Genomic DNA, 22,259 nt, shown 5'->3' with positions numbered 1-22,259 from the left:
GGGACCGGGAGGAGAGTGGCGCGAGATGTCCTCGCACCAGAGTGGTGGGCCTGAGGTTCGCCATCGTGGTGGAGGTGCACGTGCCTGGCTTGTGGGGGGCCGCGACCGGCGCGCGGCGGGGTAGACGGACGACGATCCTCCTGGTCGTCGCTTGTCTCGTCTTGTCCGCGTTCGTGGTCGTGAGCGGGGTTCTGGACGGACGCGGGCGCGAGTGCCCGGCACACCAACCCGATGCCGCCGCGGCCCGTGCCGCGGCGGCTCGGTGTGGGGAACCGGTGGAGGCGCGCGGGTTGAGCGGCACGACCGAACTGGTGACCGCCAACCCGGACGGCACCATGACCGCCGTCCTGCACGGAACGCCGCAGCGCGTGGCTCGCGAGGGTGGTTGGGCACCGGTCGACACGTCGCTCGACCGGGTGGCCGGACGCGGTGGCGAGCGCCTCGTGCCGCGGGCGGGTGCGGTGGACCTGGAGCTGTCGACCGGTGGCCCCGGACCGGTGGCCGTGGTCAGAGAAGGTGTCCACGGGCTGGATTGGGGCTCGACGCCCGATCCCCTGCCCGAACCCCGGGTACGGGACAACACCGCGGTGTACCCGGATGTCACGCCCGGTGAGAGCGTTCGTGTCGAGGCGGCTCCGGATGGTTTCACGCACGTCGTCACCGGTCCGGCCGGCGCGGCGCGCACTGTGCGCGTGCCGATCGGCGTCGAGCGGCTGGCGTTGAGCGCCGCCGCGGACGGCACCATCCGCGCGCTCGACGACCGCCACCGTGCCGTCTTCACCGTGGACCCGGCGATCCTCGGCGTGGGCGGCTCCGGGCACTTCGACCGGGTGCCGGCGACGCTCGCCGACGGGGGGATCACCTACTCACTGCCCGCCACCACCGAACCGTGGACGCTGAGCATCCGCGTGCGGACCGGGAGCGCCGTGTCGATGGTCGCGGACAGCGCGGGAACGGCCTCCCGCTGGAACCCGCAGGAAACCGAGGTTTCGCGAACGGCCATCGGATTCCTCCAGCTCGACACCTCGCACCTGGCGGGCCGCGCGGTCCGTTCGGCGCGGTTGGTGATCCCGGTCGTCGGAGCTGCCGCCGACGCGGGCGAGGTGGAGTTGCACGCCACCGGTCCGGTCGATGCCACGACCAGTCACGGCCACCAGCCGGCTTGGGAGCGCGAGCTGGGCGAGCAACAGCCCACGCGAGAGCTGTCCTTCGAGGTGACGCAACTCGCGACTTCGGCCGCGGCCGAGCACCGACGTCAGGTGACGTTCGGCCTGCGCACCGGGGCGGGCGCGGTCCGGCTCGGCGCGCCGCGGCTGGAAGTGACCTACGGGCCGCAGAACGGCGTGGCGCCACGCGTGTTCTCGGAGGACTACCCGGCTGACGGTCGGGCGCACGGCGCTCCCCGCCACGAAGGCAAGTTCCTGCTCACCGCGACGCAGGCCACCACGGAGTTCCGCTACCGCTGGAACGGGCAGGACGCGTTCACCCGCGTGCCCGCGGCCGAGGGCCGTGCGGAACTGACGGCCGCTCCGCCCGCGGCGGGCAAGCAGGTCCTCGAAGTCCGCGCGGTCGACACCGCCGGCCACGAGTCCGAGTCCGCGGTGCACGCGGTCGAGGTGGCGGCGCTGGCCGCGCCGACCGTCTCCGACCAGCTGGAGCTGGGCCCCGGCGGCGCGGTCGCACCGCACGGCTACCGGTTCCGCTGGGACGGCACGGACGAGTGGGTCTACCAGGACGCCACCGACGGCAAGGCCACGCTGGCACCGCGCGGCGGCGAGGCGGTCGAGGTGGTCGCGGTCGGCGCGGACCCGTCCGTCGAGTCCGCGATCACCCGCCACCTGGTCGCGCAGGCAGCCCCGGGCGCCCCGCTGGTGTCCTCCGCCGAATACCCGTCCGACGGCGCCGAGCACGGCGCGCCCTACGTGGCGGGCAACTTCACCTTCCGGGCGACGGGGACCGAACCGGTCGTCGGGTTCCGCTACCAGTACGCCTCCGGCGAGATCAAGCAGATCGCGGGCACGGGGAAAGCCACGGCGCGGATCATCCCGACCCTCCCGGGGGACAAGACCCTCACGGTCCGTTCCTTCACCGCCGACGGCCAGGAGTCGCCCGCGACCACCTACCGCTTCAAGGTCGCGCCGGCTCTCCCGCAGGTGCCGCAGGCCCCGGCCGTCAGGTCGGCGGACTACCCGGCGGACGGGCAGCCGCACGGCGCCCCCGGCCAAGCGGGGACGTTCACCCTCGCGCCCGGCGGGCGGACGGCGGTCGTCGCCTACCGCTACCGGGTCAACGACGGTCCGATCCGGACGGTGGCTGGTTCCGGCGAGGTGACCGTGCAGGCGACCCCATCCACCTCCGGCACGCACACCCTGACCGCGTGGGCGGTCGACAGCGCGGGCGTCGCGTCGGAACCGGCGCGCCACACGTTCGTGGTGGGCGGTCTGCCGGTGCCCGCACCCGAGTCCCCCGTCGTCACGTCCACCGATTTCCCGGCGGACGGGCAGCCGCACGGCAGCGTCGGCCAAGCGGGCTCGGTCACCGTGCGCACGGCGGGAGCCGTCGCGCCGGACGTGGTCGTCTACCAGCTCGACACCGACGCCAACCCGACCGAGCAGGCCGCCGGCGCCGGCACGGTCACGCTGAGCGTGACGCCGGTCCGTTCCGGCCGGCGGACGCTGACCGTGTGGGCCAAGGTCGCCGCGACCGGCGCGCTCTCCGCGCCGACCCGGCACGCGTTCGTGGTCGGCGCGCCGTCCGGCCCGCGTGAGTTCTTCTACGACGCCGCGGGCCAGCTCGCCGGGGTCGCGAACAGTTCCGGCGAGTCCGCCGCCTACCGGTACGACGACAGCGGCAACCTGGAGCGGACCGAGCGGTACGACCGGGATGCCTCGGCGGTGTTCGCGCTGGTCCCCGAGCAGGGGCCGGTCGGCGCGTCGGTGGAGATCAGCGGCACCGGTTTCGGCGCCCAACCGGCCGACAACGCGGTGGTGTTCGACGGCATCCCCGCCCAGGTGACCGCCGCGTCGCCGAACCGGCTCACCGTGGTCGTCCCCGCGGGCATCTCCGACGGCCACGTCCGGGTGACCGCCAACGGCCGCACGGCCGCCGCGCACCGCCCGTTCGTCAAGGCCCGAGCGGTGGTCGCGCCGTCGATCACCGCCGTGTCGGCGGCACGTGGCGACAAGGGCGACCGGCTGACCATCACCGGCACGGGTTTCGACCGGGACCGGGCCCGTGACGTCGTGCACTTCCACCAGACCACCGCGCGGGTCCTGGAGGCTTCGGACACCAGCCTGGTCGTGGAGGTGCCCGACGCGGCGGCGTCCGGGCGCGTCACGGTGCGCACCCCCGGCGGGGAGGCCACCAGCCCGGCCGACTTCCTGGTCGCGCCGCGCGGGTTCGCCGCCGCCGACCTCGTGCACGGCGATCGGCTGGTCGTCGGCACACCGCTGGACCTGGACATCCCGGCGGGCAAGGCCGCCGTGGTGCTCGTCGACGGCAAGGCGGGTGAGCGGCTGAACCTGAACCTGGAGAACAACACCATCCCGGTCCGGTCGGCCATGTGGATGTTCACCCCGCACGGCGCGGACTTCGCCCGCCGCGCGCTGGGCGACCCGCTGGACCTGTGGTCGGGCAGCCGCCTGCACCAGGACTTGCCGGTCTTCACCAGCACCGGCACCTACACCATCGTCGTCGCACCCGACGACGGCGAGGCCGGCAAGGTGCGCGTCACGTTGTCGCGCGACCTGATCGGCGACAAGTTGACGCGGGACGGCTCCGGCGTCCCGTTCACCGTCAAGGAGGCCGAGAAGCCGGTCGAGATGCCGTTCGAGGCCACCGCGGGCGAGTGGGTGAGCCTGGGCCTGACGGACGTCAGCCAGCCCGCCAACACCTTCGTGGTCAAGATCATCGCACCGGACGGCAGCTACGCGACCTGGCGGGCGAACCTCGCCGACTACGTGCCGACGATGGTCTACAAGGTCAAGAAGACCGGCACGCACAAGGTGAGCGTGACCTTCGGCCCAAGCCAGCTCGGCTTCGGCAAGGTGTGGCTGTCCAACGTGGTGGACGCGCCGCGCCTCAACGTCGACGGAGACCCGGTGCCGTACAAGGTGCTGCGGCCCGGGCAGTCGGTGCGGCTGCCGTTCACCGGCACCGCGGGCAAGCCGCTGATCCTGGGCCACACCGACAACACCATGCGGGAGAACGGCCGACAGGGCTACCCGGTCAGCATCATGGTGGAGCCGGACGACGTCCAGGTCGAACTGCGCACCGGTTCGGCCGAAACCCGCAACCTCACCATCCGCAAGACCGGGGAGCACAGCCTCTTCATCAGCGGGTGGGAAGCCGTCGGCACGGCACGGGCGTGGCTGTCCTCGCCCTTGGAGGGCGGCACCATCGCGCTCAACGCCCTGACGCCCGTCGAGGTCAAGCGGCCGGGCCAGGAGGTGTGGCTCAACTTCGACGGCGTCAAGGACAAGCCGTTGACGATGCTCCTGCGCGACAACGCCATCGCGGGCCAGGTGACGTTCCGGATCAACAAGCCCAGCGGCTCGGTGCTGACCTTCGTCACCGACGGCAAGATCGACGTGCCGGCGCTGCCGGAGACCGGCCGCTACCGCGTCCTGATCGACCCGGCCTACGCGAGCACCGGCAAGGCGAACATCGCCGCCTCCGAGCCGTTGGACCTGGGCGTCATCCCGATCGACGGGGCGCCGGTCAACGCCGACCTGGTGGTACCCGGCCAGCGGATCGTCGGCCGGTTCACCGGCGCGGTGGGACAGCGGTTGACGCTGAGCACCGCCTCGACGAGCGCGCAGTACATCACGCCCAAGATCACCAAACCGGACGGCTCGAACCTGGAGTTCTACAGCGCCTACCGGACCGGTGACGGCCAAGACCTGATCGCCTTGCCCGTGGCGGGCGAGTACAAGGTGCAGCTCTCGCCGATCAACTCCGATTCCCAACCGGTGTCCGGTCGGGTGGCGTTGGGGCTGTTCACAGAGGTCGACGGTGGCAAGGTGGTCGTCGGCGGCGCGGCCGGCACGATCACGATCGACCAACCCGGTCGCAACGGCAAGATCACCTTCGACGGGGCGACCGGCGAAGTGCTGCAGCTGCAGGTCACCCGCCAGTTCCCGGACAACACGGGTGTCTACTACTCGGTGGTCAACCCGGACGGGACGATCGCGGTCCGGCGCACCTTCGCCTCGTCCGACCGGTTCCGGCTGGCGGCGTTGAAGGCCACGGGCACCCACACGTTGGTGTTCGACCCCGCCAACGGCGTCACCGGTTCGATGACCGCGGCGCTGAGCAAACCGGCGACACTGGCCGCGACCGAGCAGACCACGCGGATCGACCCGCCGCGCAGGGTCCGACCGACCTGCGTGGCACCGGAACCGGCTCCGCCGATCGCGAAGGCCGTCGCCGGCCCGGAGGGCTCCGAGCGCACCGAGCCGGAACGGCCGCGGCCGGCCGAGCCGGAGCAGGTCTGCGGCGCCGGCGGGTGGCGGCCGGACAGCGCGAACCTCGACGGCGTCGACTGGACTACGCGGTTCAACCCGCAGCCGGTGCGGGAGAAGCCGTTGGAGTTCCCGGTCGGCTTCACCGGCGTGGTCGGCTTGGTCCAGTCGACCGACGGCACCGCGCTGCGCGGCGTGCGGGTCTCGACCGGTGACGACTCGACCACCACCGACGACAAGGGCCGCTTCGCCCTGGTGGGCCTGGACGAGGGACACTTGTCGCTGCGCGTGGACGGGCGCACGGCCGAGGCGGGCGGGCGCGTCTACGGCGCGTTCGACATCGGCGTGGACGTCAAGGCGGGCGAGGTCCTGGTCCTGCCGCACACCGTGTTCCTGCCCGAGATCGACCAGAGCACGGTCGTGCGCGTCGACAGCCCCACCACCGAGGAGACCGTCCTCACCACGCCCGCCATCCCGGGCTTGGAGGTGCGGCTGCCCGCCGGCACCGTCGTCCGCGACGCCGACGGCGACGTGGCGACCGAGCTGAGCCTCACGCCCATCCCGATCGACCGCCCGCCGTTCCCGTTGCCGCCCACGCGGGTTCCGGTGTACTTCACCGTCCAGCCCGGCGGCGGGTACCTGTTCCCCGAGGGCGCGACGATCGTCTACCCCAACTACACCAAGGAAGCGCCCGGCACCCGCACCGAGTTCTGGAACTACGACCCGGACGGCAAGGGCTGGCACGTCTACGGCCACGGCACGGTGTCCGCCGACGGCAAGCAGATCGTGCCGGACGCGGACGTGCGGTTCTACCGGCTCACCGGGGCCATGACGGCGGTACCCGGCCTGAACCCGCCCAAGAGCGCGCCGATCCCCAACAACACCCGTCGTGGCGACCCGGTCGACCCGGCCACGGGCCTGCTGGTGGACGAAGCGGTCGACCTGACCGTGGACGACGTCCTGCCGATCCAGCTCAAGCGCACCTACCAGCAGGGTGACCTGGAGGTCCGGCCGTTCGGCCTGGCGACCAACTTCGACTACGGGGTCTTCCCCTGGTCGGACGTCAGCGGCGGCCAGACCTTCCAGCGGTTCGACCTCGTCCAGCCGGACGGCAGCAGGGTCGGGTTCCACCGCACCTCACCCGGCACCGACTACGCCGGCGCCGAATTCGCCGCCGACCCGACCACGACGATCTTCGACGGCGCGGTGGTGCGCTGGAACGACGCCGGCTGGGACGTGAAGCTGCGCGACGGCACGGTGTACGTCATCGGTGAAGAGGCGCCCCTGCAGGAGATCCGCGACAAGTACGGCAACGCGGTCACCATCACCAGGGCACCCGCGCCTCCGGGCACCGACGGCAAAGTCCGCGCCAACGGCCCGGTCACCCAGGTGACCACGCCGAGCGGCCGGTGGATCAGGCTGACCTACGACGAGGCCAACCCGCCGCGGGTCAAGCTCGCCGAGGACAACCTGGGCCGGAAGGTGTCCTACACCTACGACACGGCCGGCCGACTGGCCACCGTGACCGACCCGGACGGCGGGGTCACCCGCTACGGCTGGGACACCACCAAGGGCTTCCTGACGAGCATCACCGACGGCGAGAACGTCCGGTACCTGCTCAACGAGTACGACGACAAGGGCCGGGTCAAGCAGCAGACCGCCGCCGACAACGGCATCACCAAGTTCGAGTACGTCGACGTCGGCGGGAAGATCACCGAAACCAAGATCGCCGACCCGAAGGGCAATGTCGAGCGCCTGGTCTTCAACGACAAGGGGCAGTTGGTCGGCGAGACCAAGGCGTACGGCACGGCGCTCGCCCAGACCACGTCGTACGAGTACGACACCGACGGCGTGCACCGCAAGTCGGTGACCGACGCGCTGAACCGCAAGACCACCTTCCTCTACGACGACAAGGGGTACGTCAAGGAGCAGACCACCCTGGCCGGCACGGCCGAGGCGCGGACGGAGAAGTTCGAGCGCAACGGCCCGAACCGCGAACTGACCAAGTACACGGACTCGTACAACAAGTCGACCGTGTACGAGGTGGACGCCCGCGGTGCGCTGAAGTCCGTCACCGACCCGGAGAACCGCAAGACCCAGTACGAGGTCAACGCCAAGGGGCTGGTGACCAGGGTGACCGACCCGGCGCTGAAGTCGACCACGGTGGACTACCTCGGCACCGACCCGGTCCGCACGACCGATCCGCTCGGACGGGTGTCCGGCACGGCTTTCGACGGTGCGGGGCGCCCGGTGCGGGACGTCGACCCGCTCGGCGCGGTGAGCGAGACGGCGTACCTGCCGACCGGCCGGGTGGCGTGGGAGGCGGACGGCTTGGGCCGCCGGGTGGCGTACGAGTACAACCGCAACGGCAAGCGCACGAGGGTGATCGACCCGCGCGGCGGTGCGACCGTCTACGAGTACGACGCGATGGACCGGGTGCGAGCCGTGACCGACCCGCTGGGCGTCAAGCCGGCGATCGGGGCGCAGTACGACCTCAACGGCAACCTGGAGAAGACCACCAGCCGCTCGGGGATCGAGGTCGAGCACAAGTACGACGCGCTCAACCGGCGGACGGAGACCAGGTACGGCACGGAGAGCACCGTGACGTACGGGTACGACGCCGGCAACCGCCTCCGGACCACGACCGACACCAAGGCGGGCGCGGCCTCGGTGGACTACGACGCCTTCGACCGGGTGACCGCGGAGAACACGGCCTCCGGTTCCGTCACCTACTCCTACAGCCCCGCCGAGCGGGACCGCACGGTGACCGTCGCGGGTCGCGCAGCGGTGCGCCACGTGTACGACTCGCTCGGGCAGTTGAAGGAGATCCGGCACGGGACCTCGGTGGTGAGCTCGGTCAGCCGCGACGCGGTGGGCCGGCCGGAGCGGGTCGGTGATCCGGTCGGTGGGGTGTCCCAGACCTACGCCTACGACGACGCCGGCCAGGTCAAGTCCATCACCTACCGCTCCGGCACCACCGTGCTGGGCGACCTGGCCTACACCTACGACGGCGCCGGGCAACCGGTGCGCACGACCGGCGCGTACTCGCGGACGATGCTGCCCGAGCCGTTCGGCACCGCCACCTACGACCAGGCGAACCGGCTCCGGACGATCGACGGTGCGACGGTGACCTACGACGCGGACGGCAACCTCACCTCGGACGGCCGCTCGTCGTACACGTGGAACGCCCGCGGGCAGCTCGCCTCGGTGTCCGGCGGCGGACTGGACGCCGCCTTCTCGTACCTCACCGACGGGCGCCGGTCGACCCGCACCGTGAACGGGACGACCACCGGCTTCCTGTACGACGGCCTGAACCCGTTGCAGGAGAAGGTGGGTGACCGGACGACGGACCTGACTTCGTCGGGTGTGGACGGACACCACCTCCGTTCCGCGGGCGGCGCGACGCGCCGGTTCCTGACCGACGGGCTGGGCAGCACGGTCGGCCTGGTCGACGCGAACGGCAACGGGGTGTCGTACACCTACGAGCCGTTCGGCCGGACGTACGCCTCCGGCGTCGACGACAACGCGAACCGGTTCACCGGCCGGGAGGACGACGGAACGGGCCTGTACTTCCACCGCGCGCGTTACTACAGCCCCGTGCTGCAGCGCTTCCTCAGCGAGGACCCGATCGGCTTCGACGGTGGCTTCAACCTGCACGCCTACGTCGGCAACCGGCCGACCACGTCGATCGACCCGCTGGGCACCAAGCCGACCCAGCCCGAGGACTGCGTGTCCAACAGCTTCACCCCGGACACGCGGGTCCGCATGGCCGACGGCAGCGCCAAGCCGATCGGCGACGTACGGCCCGGTGAGCGGGTCCTGGCCACCGATCCCCGCAGCGGTCGCACCGAGGGCCGCAAGGTGTCCGCGACCGTCGTCGGCGATGGCGCCAAGGCGTTGGTGACGGTGTCGGTCGAGGCGGGCGACGGGAAGCCCGACAACACCTTCACCGCGACCGCCGGTCATCCGTTCTGGCTGGAGAACGCCCGCGTGTGGCGGGACGCCGCGGACCTCCGTCCCGGTGACCTGCTCCGCACACCCGACGGCACCACGGCCCGGGTCACGGGTGTCGTCTCCCGTGACGCCGTGCAGCGCGTGCACAACCTCACGGTGGAGGGTCTGCACACGTTCTACGTGCTCGCGGGCGAGACCTCGGTGCTGTCGCACAACTGCGCGGCGAAGCGTCGGGACTGGGGCGACGACGATGCCGGCGGGTTCGAGAAGCACAGGGCGGGGAAGGGCGGCACGCCGCAGAACAACCAGGCGCAGAACAGGGAGTTCAACGACGCCCTGCGCGCGATCGAGAGGGAGATCGGGAGGAAGTTGAGCAAGTCCGAGCAACGGCAACTGCACAACGAGATCACCGGTCAGGGCTACGGCTACCACGACATCGTGGACATCGGCGTGGGCTTGTTCGGCTGACCACCGGGGAGCCGTACGATCTCGGGGGAGGGGAGCATGTCGGAACCTGGTGTCGCCGCGTTGGTGGAGGTCCTGGACTCGCTGGTCGGCCTGGCGCCGTGGCGGGTGCGGCTCGGGCACGGCAACTTCGTGACCGCCGATTTCGGCCGGGTGGTCGTTCCTCCCGGCGAGAGCGGTGAACGCGGTGAGTGGCACCTCTGGATCTACGGGGCCGCTTGGCGGATCGACTCGGCGCGGGACGTGGTCGCCGGGTCCGAGGACACCCGCGAGGTGATGTCCGCGGCGGTGGGGGGTCTGGAGGGTGAGCGGCTCTTGGGCGTTCGCCTCCGGACCCCCTCCCTCGGGCTCGACCTCGACTTCGGTGGGGTCGTGCTGCGGGTCTTCCCGGTGACGACCCGGGTGGAGGACCACTGGATGCTGTTCACGCCGTCCGGTGAGGTCTTCGTCGCGGGACCGGGGTCGCGCTGGCGTTCGGGTGACGCGTCGCGGATCGGGTGAGCCGGTGCCGCGGTGCGAACGGTGGTCGGGAACGGGGTGGTGGGAGTGGGCGTGCCGGACGTGCTCGACGAGCTGGTCGGCTCGGCGCCGTGGCGGGTGAAGCTCGGCCGGGGCAACTCCGTGGCGTTGCACTTCGGGGACGTCGTGCCCGCGACCGAGCAGTCGCCCGAGCGCGGTGCGTGGATGCTGTGGATCCCCGGTGCCGCGTGGCGGCTCGAATCGGCGGACGACGTGATCGCCGCGTGGGCGGACGACCCGGACGTGGCTCGGTCCGTCGAGCGTCTGGCGGGCCTCGAGGTGCGGGCGGTCTCGGTGACGACGCCGGGCCTGGAGCTCGACGTGGACTTCGGCGAGGAGGTGCTCCGGGTCTTCCCGCTGCGGGCGGACGGCGATGTCGAGCAGTGGGTGCTGTACACGCCGTCGGACGCGGTGCTGGTCGCGGGACCGGGGGCGAACTGGCGCTGGGAGGGATGAGCCGACCCGGCGTCACCGCCACGTCCGGCCCCACCTGGGACCACGGTTCAGGCAGCGGTTCGGCCCGCACCTCGGCCCGCACCTCGGCCCGCACCTCGGACCGCGGTTCGGGCAGCGCGAGGTCTCGCGTCGAACGTCCGCGTCGGGCCGGCGCCCACTGAAGGCGCCGGCCCGCACGTCGGCGGACCTCCCGGCCGTGCGGCGTCGCGACGGACCGGCGGGCCCGGGTCGGTGGATCAGGTGCGGTGCCGGCCGCCCGCGGCGAGGATGGCCGCGTGGCGCTCGCGCAGTTCCGCGCCCGGGGCGAGCCCCAGTTCGTCGGACAGCAGGCGGTACACGTGGTGGTAGGTCTCCAGCGCCTCCGCCTGCCGGCTGGAGCGGTGCAGGGCGGTCATCAGCTGGCTCCAGAAACGTTCCCGCAGCGGGTGTTCGGCGGTCAGGGCGCGCAGTTCCGGCACCAGGCCGGTGTGCTTGCCGAGATCCAGTTCCGCCTCGATGCGCTGCTCCACGGCGTTGAGCCGCAGCTCCTCCAACCGGGCGCCGTGCTCGCGCAGCAGCGGCTCCGACGTGACACCGGCCAAAGCCGGTCCTCGCCACAGCGTGAGCGCCTCCGACAGCAGGCGTGAGCGCACGGCCGGATCGCGTGCCGCGTCGGCCCGCGCGACCAGGCCTTCGAACCTCGTCACGTCGAACCGCGCCGGGTCGACGGCGATCAGGTAGCCCCCGTCGGTCGTGCGGATCACCGTTCCGTCGTCGCTCAGGGCCTGGCGCAACCGCAGGACGTAGTTCCGCAGAACCGCCACGGCTCTGAGCGGAGGTCTGTCCGCCCACACCCGCTGCACGAGAGCCTCCGTGGTGACGGTCCGGTTGTGCTTCACCAGCAGTGCGGCCAGTAGGGCGCGCAGCTTCGCGGCGCCGATCGTGACGGGTGCCCCGTCGGCGCGCACGTCCACTGGGCCCAGCAGTCCGAATTCGAGCACTGTCCCCCCTGGTAGTTCAGGTTTCGAGCATCGTCCGGCCCGGGAAGTCCCCCGCTGTGCCGTTGGTACCGGGCAGGACGAAGAAGTAGCCGCCGCCGAACGGCATCACGTACTTCTCCAACGCCTCGCCGGCCAACCCCTGTTGGATGGCCGCGAAACCGCGTCGAACGTCCCGCTGGTAGCAGATGAACACTTGGCCCGTGTCGTCGTCGGCCAACCGGTACGAGTAACCACGTCGCAGGACGCGGGCACCGCTCGCCGCGGCCCGTCGCACGTGCGAGTCCACCGGCAGCTTCCCGTGGTCCGGCGAGCCGTCCGCTGTGGTCGCGAGGGGCGCGTCGGAGTCCTTGTGCCGACCGAAAACCTGTTCCTGATCGGTGACGGACTTGCGGTCCCACGTCGGCATGGCCAGGCGGTTCAGGCGCACCACCTGGTAGGTCCCGCCCACACACCACGCGGGCTCGTCGTCGCCCGAGCCGACCCACACCAACTCGTCCATGAGCGCGGGATCCCCGTGGTCCGGGTTCCCGGCGCCCTCCCGGAAGCCGAACAGGTTGCGCGGCTCCCCGGACGGGAGGAAGCCGTCGACACGCCATCGCGGGCGCAGACCCGGCAGGTCCACCGTGGTGCCACCGGGGACCTGGAGCAGCAGGTCGCCGTGGCACCACTCGGGTTTGAGCACGTCGTTGCGGAACTCCGGCATCGGCTCCAGCAGCCGCGGCCGGTCGAGCGTTCCGAAACGACCGTCGAACAGCGACGCCCCGACGGCGACCGTCACCGACGGTCCCAGCGCACCCACGGCCCGCAGCACGGTTCTGAGGTCCGCGTCCGCCGGGAGGTCGAAAGCGTGCAGTGTCACCGTTGTCGGTGGTGTGGCGAGGACACCGTGCTGGTGGCGGACTGTTCGCGGCGGTGGCGCGGGCGTGCAGCCGATGAGGCCGCTCGCCACGCCCGCGGCCACCGCCGTGAGGAACGCCCTTCGCCCGATGGGGGCTAGAGGCTCAACGTCCACCCGAGCAGCGCTCCTTCGTCGAGCCCGAAGTTGTCCCGCACGACCAGCCTCCACGTCCCGTTGGCGTCCAGCGTCGACAGGCTCAGCGGGTACTCCTGGTCGAGGTCCACCGCCTGGTCACCCGCGTCGGCGTTCTTCAGTGCCACCTCGGTCCCGTTGGGGGCCTTCAGCGTGACGGACAGGTCGCCGCGGAACGGGTGCTGTGCCCGCACGCGAACCTTCGCCGTGGTGGCGACCTTGCGGCCGCAGGAGGTCACCTCGATGACGCTCTCCACGCTGGCCAGATCGGGCACGGGCTGCCGGGCGTCGTTCGAGACCGTGCAAACCGGGACGGCAAGCGGTCCGGTGTAGAGGAACTTGTTGGGTGAGCCGGTGCCCAGCGTGCTCGCCTTGAGGATGTTGGGCGTCGAGCGGTCCGTGAGCGCCTTGGCGATCTGCGCCGGCGTGGAGGCCGGCGACTGCGACAGCAACAACGCCGCCGCGCCCGCCACGTGCGGGGACGCCATCGACGTGCCGCGCAGGACCACCGTCGCCTGGTCGGTGGCGTTGTGCGCGGACTTGATCGACTCGCCGGGAGCGAACAGGTCGAGGCAGGAGCCGTAGTTCGAGCCCGTGTCCAGACCGGTGCCCTTCCACCCGGTGGCGCGCTCCTCGACCGGGTTGGACGCGCCGACCGTGACGGCCTCGGGCACGCTCGCCGGGCTGTAGCTGCAGGCGTTCGAGTCGCGGTTGCCCGCTGCCACCACGTACGTGATGCCCGAGGCGATGGACCTCTTGATCGCGTCGTTCTCCAAGGTGGACGACGAGCCACCCAGGCTCATGTTGACCACCGCGGGCCGCGCCGTTTCCGCGGTCACCCAGTTGACCCCGTCGATGATCTGGCTGACCGTGCCGGAGTTCTCGCAGCTCAACACCCGCACCGATTTGATCGACACCTTCGGCGCCACCCCGAACGTCGCGCCGCCGATGGTGGCCGCCACGTGCGTGCCGTGACCCGAGGTGCTGCAGTCGTCCCCGTTCGGCGTCGGGCGACCGTCCTTGATCGCGTCGTAACCGAGGCTCGCGCGCCCCTGGAACTCCTCGTGCGTGGTCCGCACACCGGTGTCCATCACGTAGACCGTCACGCCCTGCCCACCCGGTTCGGGGTACTCGTAGGCGCTGTCCAGCACGGTGGAGCGCTGGTCGATCCGGTCGAGGTTCCAGATCGGGTTCTCCCGGACGCCGGTGCCGTGCACGACGGCGTCGGCCTCCACCCGCTCCACGCGCGGGTCGGCGGCCAGCCGTCTGGCCTGCCGTTCCGTTGCGGAGAGCAGGAACCCGTTCAAGGCGGCCCCGTAGACTTTCTCGACCCGACCGCCGTGCCGCGCGACGACCGCGTCAGCCCCGGACGTGGTGTGGACGCCGGGTCTCAGCGAGACGATGTACCTGCCTTCGACGATCTCCGCTCCCGCGGACTTGACCACTTCCCCTTCGGCGGCTTGCGCGGGCACTGCCTGCCCGCCGAGCACTACCAGGGCCAGGACGGCCACGACCGACCGGCCCTGCGCGAATGCGCGCATGGCGGATGAACCCCCCGTTGACATCAGCGGGCTTTCCAGCCCGCACCCCCGTGCGGTTGCTTCGAGCAACCTGCCCGACCTTGGCACAAGATCTTCACAGCCCCGTACCGCCGTACCGGTGACGTGTCAGGGGGCCTGTTCACGCTCCGGAAGTACCGGGGAGGGGCTGTCCTGGCGGGCCGGGGGGAGCGTTCAGCCAGCCGGACCTCGCCCGTCGCCGGGCTCCGGGTTCACCCTGTGCCGCTCGAAAAGTCATAGTGCTGGTCAGGCCACATGTGTGTACTCATTGATGAGGCCGCCGGGGATGCGGGTCCGGAGCACTCTGCGGGCGTCGAGGTCGTGCGCCGTGGCGGGGTGCTGCTGGGCTTGGGGTGGTAGTTGGTCTGGGGCCTGGTGAGGTCGGTGTCGGTTGTAGTGGTCTTCGTAGGTCTTGAGGACCTGTCGTGCGTGGGTCTCTCCCGTGATGAGGATGTGGTCGAGGAGTTCGCGTCGGAGGGTGTCGATGACCCGTTCGCGGTGGGCGTTCATCCGGGGTGCCTGCGGCGCGCTCTTGATCACGTGGAGATCGTCGGCCTGGAAGACGCTGTCGAACGTCTGGCTGTACTTGCCGTCGCGGTCGCGGAGCAGGAAGCGCAAGGACTCCCCGGTGTCCGAGGTCGGCGGTGAGGTTTCTGGCTTGCTGTGTCGTCCACTCCCGGGGCGGGTGGGCGGTGACGCCGGTGATGTGCAGGCGTCGGGTGTCGTGTTCGAGGAACGCCAGCGCGTAGAGGCGTGTGCCGAGCACGGTGTCGAGATGGAGGAAGTCCGCTGCGATGATGCCCTGGGCCTGGGCGGTGAGGAACTGCCGCCAGGTCGGGCCGCAACGGCGGGGTGCCGGGTCGATGCCCGCGTCGTGCAGGATCTGCCAGACGGTCGAGTGGGCGATGTGGTGGCCGAGTCGGGCCAGTTCGCCCTGGATGCGCCGATGACCCCATCGTGGGTTCTCCCTGGCGAGCCGCAGTACGAGCGTGTTGATCGCCGTCCGGGTCGGTGGGCGCCCGATGCGTCGCCGCGCGCTGTGGTCCCACTTGCGGGCCACGAGTCTGCGGTGCCAGGCGAGCAGGGTGCCCGGCGTGACCGGGAAGGCTTGCTGCCATCGGCGACGATCGAGCAGCTCGGGCAGGGCGGCGAACCATAACCGGTCCGCGGGCTCGTAGCGGACCGGTCCCGTCAGTTGGCGGCGAAGGACTGCGTTCTCGTGCCGCAGCACGAGCAGTTCGGCGTCCTTGGCTGCCTCGCAGCGGAGAAGCACCGCCCCGCGGTCCGAACGGGGACTGGGACTGCGACGAGTATCCTTTCCGCAGCACGTATGAAGGTGCGTACTTCAGCGTCGAGTTCCCGAACGCGCCGTGGTCGTATTCGGCCAAGCCCGTCGACCGCAGCCAGAACCGCCGGGCGGGTGCCCTGCTCGGCAACTGGTACACCGAGGACCACATCCTGCACGGCGACACCTTCTGGGTGAAGGTGACCGGGTGCGACGGCTGCGGCGGCGAACCCGGGCCGACTCCGCCCGGCAACACGCCGCCGACGGTGGACGCCGGGCCTGACGTCAGTGGCAACGAGGGAGCGTCGATCGCCCTGAACGGGTCGGTCACCGATCCGGACGATTCCCCGGCGATCTCCTGGACGTATCAGCTCGGCCCCGATGTGGACGCCGGCACCACCTGCCAGTTCGGCGACGTTCACAACCCCGGTACCACGATCACGTGCACCGACGATGGCACCATCACCGTCACCCTGACCGCGAACGACGGCCACGGCGAGCCCGCACCGGTGTCGGACTCGGCCACCGTCACCCTGGCGAACGTGGCACCGACATCGGCCATCACGTCACCGACGTCAGGGCAGCTGTTCAAGGCGAGGCAACCTGTACCGGTGACGGTGACGTTCACCGATGCCGGTACGAACGACCGGCACACCTGCAGCCTGACCTTCGGTGACGGCAGTCCGGCTGTGACCGGCACGGTGACCGAGTCGGGTGGATCCGGTACCTGCACCGCCAGTCACACCTATGGATTCGACGGTCTCGGGCCCCGCACCGTTCAGGCGACGGTGACCGACGACGACGGCGGAAAGGCCACGGCCGCGGTCGACCTCGTGATCTACGTACCGGGCCACGGCTTCGCACTCGAGGCCACCGGTCTGATCCCGGTCGCCCGCACGCCGGACGTGCACTGTCCGCCCAACGACTCACGATCCCAGGCAGTGCTCGACACCGGTGTGGGGCGCATCGACGGCCTCAGCGTCAGCTGCACCCTCGATCCGAAGAGCGGCAGGACCGTGGTGAACACCGCGATCACCGGTGCGAGCCTGCTGGCCGGGCTGGTGAAGATCTCGGACGTCGAAAGCGCCTGCGCCGCCGGTGCCGAAGGCATCGACCGCTCTTCGCGGGTGGGCACGATCAACGGCATCCCGATCGGCACGGGCAGCGGCGTGCTCCAGATACCCGGTGTGGCCTCGGTCTACTACAACGAGACCAGCGCCAACGCCAACGGTGACCTCGTACAGAACGCCGTTCGGGTGGTGACGCCGGTTCAGGAGATCGTGCTGGCCAACTGTCGGTTGGGCTAGGACTGCGATAGACAGGACAGGATCAACGAAAAGTTGAGATGTGCCGCCACGGCTCAGGCCATGGCGGCACCACTCACACCTGGTGGTAAGGCGACGATGGCATCTGGCGAACCGCTCGCGGTCCTCGAAGAAGAGGTCCGGGTCGAGCACGGCACTTTCTCCCTCATCGATCCCGACGCCGACTACTGGCGTAGCGAACCGCACTTCACCGGCAACCCGATCGTGACCACAGATCCACACCGGATCTGGTTCTACAGCGCCGGAAACGACCACTACGCCACCGTCCGGGTTGAACTGTGGGAGGCACGGCCACCCGAGATCACAGACGCCGACGCATGCGAGTCGCACACGGTGTCTTTCACCGCAGCGCGGCTCTGCCTTGCAACCACCGTCGGTGGACCGGTTGTACATGCGCCTGCTGACACAGCCGAAGCCGAACCACGGACTCACTATCTCGAGGTGCCAACGCCAGGACAGTTCATCCTCGAGGTCACCGTCCACGGACGCGACGCGGCGGCCGACCTCGAGGAAGCGACCTGGGCTCGCGGCGTCGAGTCCTGGCTGATCCGAATGTGGCCGGCCTAGTCGCACTGCCGTGAGAGGTCGCGCAAGGCCCGATTGGTAGCCGGATGATCTCGAGATGAGGGAAAGAGGGGCACGTACTCGTTGCGGGAGACCCGTCGTGCTCGCGGTCCGCTCGCAGCGGACGATGGCTAGCGCGGGCCTCCCGGCCGATGCGGCGGTACGGGCGGCCGTGGTGCGGTACAGCCGCCACGCCTCCGCCATGTTCGCCTCACGGGCTGATGGATCGGCTGCAGCCTGCTCTATCAGGTCCTGTATACGGGCGTTGGCTCCCTGGTGCCCGGTTCGGCGTTGTTGGGCGGGACGTTCCTGCCCTGATCCCGCCGCATCCGTGGATCGGGGGCCAGGTGTAGGTGGGCGGCGGTGTCCTCCGAGCCGCGAAGTAGGGGGCGGATGGAGGAGAGTTGGTTGTGCTGCAACGGAACCCGCCGGTGGGGATCAAGGGGTCGCAGGTTCAAATCCTGTCGTCCACGACGGTCGATGACCAGCGGGTTCACCATCATGGTGAACGCGCTGGTTTCGTTTTAGGGGTCTATGTGGTCGCGGTGTGGTCGTCGCATGCTGCCGTTGCGGCGACTTGGTCCGCTGCGTGGAGTGCGTTGGCGATGACGTCGACGGCGTCGTGGGCGACGTGTCGTAGCAGGTGTCCGTAGACCTCGGTGGTGGTGGAGAGGTTTGAGTGGCGCATCGCGCGTGAGATCACCGCGAGTGGGACGCGGGAGTTGAGCATCGTGGTCGCGGCGAAGTGGCGGAGGTCGTGGACGCGGATTCGGGGGAGTCCCGCTGCTGCGGTGAGGCTGTGGAAGCGGTGCAGGCTGCATAGATGGATCTCTCGGCAGGCACACGGTGCAAGCCCTGTCGTCACGACGGTCTGAAGGAGTCCGCTGGCTCTGGGTAGAACCCCAGATCAGTGGTCTTCGTAAGAACAAGGTGTCAGGATCGGGAGCTTCGCCAGCTCTCGTACTTCGCGATCGCGGCGGCCAGATCGTCGAGTGGACCGTGGTCTTCTTCGAGTTCCGTGGTGCCCGTTTCGTGCAGGTGGCGGGCGGCTTCGAGGATCGCCGTCAGGAAGTCGTCCACTGAGGACACGTCGAGGACCTGTTTGCCCTGGCGGGTTTCGACCTTGCCCTTCCTGAGGGTGAAGTCCAGGGCGAAGGACGAGTCGGCGCCGACGAACGTTCGGGTGCCCCGGCCCGCTTCGACCAGCACCCGCGCGTCCCACAGCAGTTGGGCCGCGGACAGGTAGACCATCAGCCGCTGGTCCGGGGTGTGACCGCGTGTGGTGGCGCTGCCGTTGCGGCTGGAGACGTCGAGGTGGCCCAGGGAGAAGCCGCTGTGGGGTGGGTCGTCGTCGACGGAGAAAGCGAAGGAGGGCATGTCACCTGCCGATCGGGAACATGGTGATGATGTTGTTGCCATCGGTCGAGTCGACGATGAGGCGGTAGTTCGTGCGCAGGCCGTTGATCGTCATCCTACGTTCGAACACCTGGTAGGCCGGGCTCGGGTCCGACTGCCTGGTGCCCTTGCGGACCATCTCCTCGGCGGCCTTTTCGATCTGGTCGCGGGTGGTGCCGGGGGCGAACAGCGAACCCTGCTTGGACGGGTCGTCGCCGCCCGGGATGTGCCGCTTCTCGATGTGCCGCCAACCCTGCTTGGAGTTGCCGTCCTCCATGCGCGGTGTGGTGCGGCACGGGGTGAGGCCGAACGGGTCGGCCCAGCTGAACCCGTTGGGCACGTACCAGGACGGGTTGAGCCCGCCCGCCAGGCCGAGGGGGTCGATCGAGGTGTACCGGCCGGCCTCGGGGTCGTAGTGCCGGAAGTAGTTGTAGTGCAGGCCCGTCTCGACGTCGTGGTACTGGCCGGGGAACCGCAGCGGGCAGCTCACCCCGTGGCCGGGACCGTCCGCCGGCTGCCCCCACAGGGTGGTGCGGGCGCGCCACGCCAGGTCACCGTTCGGGTCGATCATCTCCGCGGGGTGCCGGCGAGGTCGGTGACCAGCGCGTAGAACTGCCGGTCGACCCACTCCTGCGGTGCGTCGCGAAGCGGAGCGCGCTCAACCTGGGTCACGGGTCGCTGTGTCGTCGGGTCCCAGTCCCACGTGGTGACGGTGTGGTCCTGGTCCTGCTCGGCCAGGACCACACCGTCCCAGGTGAACAGCGTCCGCTCGGCGACACCGCCGTCGGCGGCCAGGCGCTCCTTGGCGAGACGGCGACCGAGGCCGTCGTAGCGGTACCGCCAGCGGCTCCCGTCCGGTGTCACCACGCCGACCAGCCGGTCCTCGGCGTCCCAGGTGTAGGTCCACTCCTCGCGCCGACCCGACAACGTGGTCCTGCGGCGGTGGACGACCCGACCCTGCGCGTCGTGCCGGTAGGTGACGTTGCCGGCGCGCCGCACCAGGGTGCCGGTGTACTCGTGCGGTCCGCGCGCGGTGGGAGTGGTGGCGGCGGCGATGTTGCCCGCGCTGTCGTAGGCGTAGGACTCCGTCCACCCGGTGGCCTGCACGGTGGTGACCCGCCCGAGCGCGTCGAGGTCGAAGCGCCTGGTGCCACCGAGGTGTTCGGCGATGCCGATCAGGTGGCCGTCGGGGCGGTAGCGGTAGGAGCGCTGCTGCACCAGGCGAGACCCGCGCCCGGTCACGGTCTGGGCGACCAGTCGGTGGTTGGCGTCCCACCCCTGGGTCAGGGTGGCGCCGGCGCCTACCGAGCGGGTGGTTTCCCGGCCTGCCGCGTCGTAGCCGAACCGGAGGATCTGGCCGCCGGTGGTCAACTCGACCGGGCGGTCCTCGGCGTCGTAGCGCCAGTGGGACTCGGCCCCTGACGGCGTGCGGCGGTGGACACGGCGCCCGAGCGCGTCGAACGCGGAGGCCGTGGTGCGGCCGTTGACGGTCTCCGCCGTGACGCGGCCGGTCGCGTCCCGGGTGAGGACGACGTCCGCGTCGGGGTTGGTGGCGCGGACCGTTCGCCCGGCGGCGTCGAAGACGTAGGTGGTCACGACGCCGGCGGCGTTCTTCTCCACCGCGTTGCCCAGCGCGTCGTAGCGGAAGGTGATCACCTCGCTGGCGCCGTTGACCTTGGTGGTCTGCCGGCCCGCGGCGTCGTAGGCGTAGTGCAGGGTACGGCCGTTGAAGTCCGTCTCCCGGACCAGGCGGCCCGCGGCGTCGTAGTCGTAACGCCACACCAGGCCCTGCGGGTTGATCGCCGAGGTGATGTTGAGGTTGGCGTCATAGGTGAAGCGGTAGTGCGCGCCGTCGGGAGTGGTGTGGGCGACGGGCAGGTCGAAGCCGCCGTACTCCGTGCGCGTCACCTGACCGGCGGCGTCCCGGTGTTCGACGACGTTGCCCTCGCCGTCGTAGCGCCAGTGCTCGCTGGTGCCGTCGGGCAGGGTGCGCGAGGTGATCTTGCCCTCCACCGTCCACGTCATCCCGGTGTACCCGCCGACCGGGTCGACGACGCGGCTGATCCGCCCGAAGACGTCGCGCTCCAGGCGGACGGTGCCGCCCTCGCCGTCGGTGACGGCGATCGGCAGGCCCGCGGCGTCGGTCTCGAAGCGCCGGGTGGCGCCGAGCGCGTCGGTGATCGCGGTGACCTCTCCGTGCGGGCCGTAGGCGTAGCGGGTGGCTGCGCCGGCGGGGTCGGTGACCACGACCGGGTTGCCCCGCTCGTCGTACTCCCGCACCCATCGCGCGCCGTCCGGCCCCACCAGGACGGTCAGCCTGCCCTGGTCGTCGTACTCGGCTTCGGTGCGGCTGCCGTCGGGCCAGACAGTGCGGACGAGGTCGGTGCCCTGGTACTCGTACCGGGTGGTGTGGCCCAGCGGGTCGGTGCGCGAGCGCAGCCGGTCCTGCTCGTCCCACGTCGAGGTCGTCGTGTGGCCCAGCGGGTCGGTCTCGGCCACGATGTTGTTGCGGTGGTCGAGCCGGTAGGTGGTGGTGTTGCCCAGCGCGTCGGTGAAGCGAGTGGTCTTGTGCCCGGTCACCGGGTCGCGTTCGTAGACGAACGTGCCGTTGAGCAGGCCGCCGGAGCCCTGGTTGGCGATGCAGCGGCCGTCGGAGTCGTAGAAGTAGCGGTACCACTCGCCGTTGCGGTCGGTCCACTGGGTGATCCGGTCGTCGTCGTAGTCGAACCGGACCGGGAGGTTGGACGAGTTGTAGACCTCTCGCAGCCTGCCCAGGTCGTCGTAGCGGTAGCGGACCGCGCTGACGCCCGCCACCGCGAGTTCGGTGACCAGTCCGCTCGCGTCGGTGTGGATGGTGAGCCGGTATCCGCCGGAGTGGTCGACCCCGGTGACGGCACCCGCCTCGGCGCGGCGGATGTCGATACGGTTGTCGTTGCGGTCGGTGATGGCGGTGAGCAGCCCGTCGGCGGCGAAGTGCAGGGTCCGGCCGGACTCGGGCTGCGCGAGCACGTACCCGCTGTCCTCGCGGCGCAGGGGCCACCGCGGGCCGACCAGCGGTAATTCCTCCCCGCGCGGGTAGACCAGCAGCACGCCGTCCTCGGCGACGAACACCGCTCCCTCGCGGTCGTGCTCCACCCGCTGGTCCAGGGTGGACGCCCAGGAACGCCCGAACGACCGTCCCGCCCGGTAAGAGGAGACGTGGACCCGGCGCAGCACCAACGGCAACGTGCCGGGCAGTTCGACGTCGGTCTGTTCCAGGATCATC

14 protein-coding genes and 1 pseudogene are annotated in these 22,259 nt (G+C 70.6%); 7 read left to right on the top strand and 8 right to left on the bottom strand.

Translation table 11 applies throughout. The features are described from left to right. Positions 1-80: 80 nt before the first annotated feature. Genes DFJ66_RS12515 through DFJ66_RS12505 form a run of 3 tightly spaced genes read left to right on the top strand, consistent with a single transcriptional unit; the run spans position 81 to position 10,856 of the window. Complete coding sequence (locus tag DFJ66_RS12515; protein WP_147459222.1) at positions 81-9,884, top strand: RHS repeat-associated core domain-containing protein; 9,804 nt, start codon at positions 81-83, stop codon at positions 9,882-9,884. Between the two features lie 36 nt (positions 9,885-9,920). Continuing rightward, positions 9,921-10,382, top strand: coding sequence for a hypothetical protein (locus DFJ66_RS12510; RefSeq protein WP_121220975.1), 462 nt, complete (start codon positions 9,921-9,923; stop codon positions 10,380-10,382). Positions 10,383-10,394: 12 nt separating this feature from the next. Further along, entirely contained in the window at positions 10,395-10,856 is a 462-nt protein-coding gene (locus DFJ66_RS12505; RefSeq protein ID WP_147459221.1) for a hypothetical protein, read from the top strand. Between the two features lie 236 nt (positions 10,857-11,092). Here DFJ66_RS12505 and DFJ66_RS12500 read toward each other — a convergent pair whose 3' ends face one another. From DFJ66_RS12500 to DFJ66_RS44150, 4 genes are all read right to left on the bottom strand, one after another. Further along, on the bottom strand, positions 11,093-11,836 hold the full coding sequence (locus DFJ66_RS12500; protein WP_121220972.1) for an AfsR/SARP family transcriptional regulator: 744 nt from the start codon (positions 11,834-11,836) through the stop codon (positions 11,093-11,095). A gap of 16 nt (positions 11,837-11,852) precedes the next feature. After that, on the bottom strand, positions 11,853-12,695 hold the full coding sequence (locus tag DFJ66_RS12495) for a Dyp-type peroxidase (protein WP_170199322.1): 843 nt from the start codon (positions 12,693-12,695) through the stop codon (positions 11,853-11,855). Between the two features lie 134 nt (positions 12,696-12,829). Then, entirely contained in the window at positions 12,830-14,407 is a 1,578-nt protein-coding gene (locus DFJ66_RS12490; RefSeq protein ID WP_170199320.1) for a S8 family peptidase, read from the bottom strand. 264 nt (positions 14,408-14,671) lie between these two features. Next, positions 14,672-15,043 (bottom strand): transposase, encoded by a 372-nt coding sequence (locus DFJ66_RS44150; protein ID WP_246029723.1) that lies wholly within the window; start codon positions 15,041-15,043, stop codon positions 14,672-14,674. 10 nt (positions 15,044-15,053) lie between these two features. Between DFJ66_RS44150 and DFJ66_RS44145 the strand changes: the two genes are divergently transcribed. The 4 genes and pseudogenes from DFJ66_RS44145 to DFJ66_RS12475 all read left to right on the top strand — a co-directional run bounded on the left by DFJ66_RS44145 (position 15,054) and on the right by DFJ66_RS12475 (position 17,602). Continuing rightward, positions 15,054-15,584: a hypothetical protein gene (locus tag DFJ66_RS44145; protein WP_246029722.1), complete on the top strand. Its 531-nt coding sequence runs from the start codon at positions 15,054-15,056 to the stop codon at positions 15,582-15,584. Further along, positions 15,542-15,895 (top strand): annotated as a pseudogene (locus DFJ66_RS45425) (NucA/NucB deoxyribonuclease domain-containing protein); the annotation flags it as partial. The gene DFJ66_RS44145 and the pseudogene DFJ66_RS45425, both read left to right, overlap by 43 nt. Positions 15,896-15,904: 9 nt before the next feature. Next, on the top strand, positions 15,905-17,017 hold the full coding sequence (locus tag DFJ66_RS12480) for a PKD domain-containing protein (RefSeq protein ID WP_246029721.1): 1,113 nt from the start codon (positions 15,905-15,907) through the stop codon (positions 17,015-17,017). Positions 17,018-17,113: 96 nt separating this feature from the next. Beyond that, positions 17,114-17,602 (top strand): hypothetical protein, encoded by a 489-nt coding sequence (locus DFJ66_RS12475; RefSeq protein ID WP_121220964.1) that lies wholly within the window; start codon positions 17,114-17,116, stop codon positions 17,600-17,602. Positions 17,603-18,131: 529 nt separating this feature from the next. Here the strand turns inward: DFJ66_RS12475 and DFJ66_RS12470 are convergent. The 4 genes from DFJ66_RS12470 to DFJ66_RS12455 form a co-directional block, all read right to left on the bottom strand. Next, positions 18,132-18,464: a tyrosine-type recombinase/integrase gene (locus DFJ66_RS12470; RefSeq protein WP_246029720.1), complete on the bottom strand. Its 333-nt coding sequence runs from the start codon at positions 18,462-18,464 to the stop codon at positions 18,132-18,134. 68 nt (positions 18,465-18,532) lie between these two features. Beyond that, a complete protein-coding gene (locus DFJ66_RS12465) occupies positions 18,533-18,976 on the bottom strand; it encodes a hypothetical protein (protein ID WP_121220962.1) in 444 nt (147 codons plus the stop codon). Between the two features lies 1 nt (position 18,977). Further along, entirely contained in the window at positions 18,978-19,565 is a 588-nt protein-coding gene (locus DFJ66_RS12460; protein ID WP_121220960.1) for an RHS repeat-associated core domain-containing protein, read from the bottom strand. Beyond that, positions 19,562-22,258 carry a DUF6531 domain-containing protein gene (locus DFJ66_RS12455; protein WP_121220958.1) on the bottom strand — a complete coding sequence of 899 codons (2,697 nt, stop codon included), beginning with the start codon at positions 22,256-22,258 and terminating at the stop codon, positions 19,562-19,564. Before DFJ66_RS12455 ends, DFJ66_RS12460 begins: the two co-directional genes overlap by 4 nt. Between the last annotated feature and the right edge of the window lies 1 nt (position 22,259).

The organism is Saccharothrix variisporea (genome assembly GCF_003634995.1).
Lineage (GTDB): Bacteria > Actinomycetota > Actinomycetes > Mycobacteriales > Pseudonocardiaceae > Actinosynnema > Actinosynnema variisporeum.
The sequence above is the reverse complement of the archived record's forward strand: the minus strand, read 5'-3'. Positions and strand labels throughout refer to the sequence as shown.